We start from the raw sequence: 528 nt of genomic DNA on the forward strand, positions 1-528 counted from the left end.
CAGGACGATTCGTCATTGGTGGTCCTCAGGGTGATGCCGGATTAACCGGACGTAAAATTATAGTGGATACGTATGGTGGATATGCGCGACATGGGGGAGGAGCCTTTAGTGGTAAGGATCCGACAAAAGTGGATCGTTCAGCCGCTTACGCTGCAAGATATGTAGCCAAAAATATTGTTGCCGCAGGACTGGCTGACACCTGTGAGGTTCAATTAGCCTATGCAATAGGTGTAGCACAGCCGGTTTCCATATCCGTTCACACATTTGGAACAGGGAAGGTAAATGAGGAAGATATGGTCCAGGCGATACGCAATACATTTGATTTAAGACCAGCAGGGATTATCAAAATGCTCGACCTGAGACGACCTATTTATAAGGACACCGCCGCATATGGCCACTTCGGCCGCATGGATAAGTCCTTCCCTTGGGAACAGACCGATAAAGTAAACGAATTAAAAGCTTCCCTTAGCGTATAGTTATATCATGCCGTAATGTGCTGTAACCCCCACCTTTATGATTTGTGAAGTC

Annotated in this window: 1 protein-coding gene; it reads left to right on the plus strand. The window is 46.8% G+C overall.

Annotated elements, in window-relative coordinates:
- Positions 1 to 476: methionine adenosyltransferase domain-containing protein (locus tag ABD308_RS26810; RefSeq protein ID WP_344339524.1), on the plus strand; the 476-nt coding region annotated here is incomplete at its 5' end.
- Between the last annotated feature and the right edge of the window lie 52 nt (positions 477 to 528).

This window comes from Kitasatospora putterlickiae, assembly GCF_039527695.1.
Classification (GTDB): domain Bacteria; phylum Actinomycetota; class Actinomycetes; order Streptomycetales; family Streptomycetaceae; genus Kitasatospora; species Kitasatospora putterlickiae.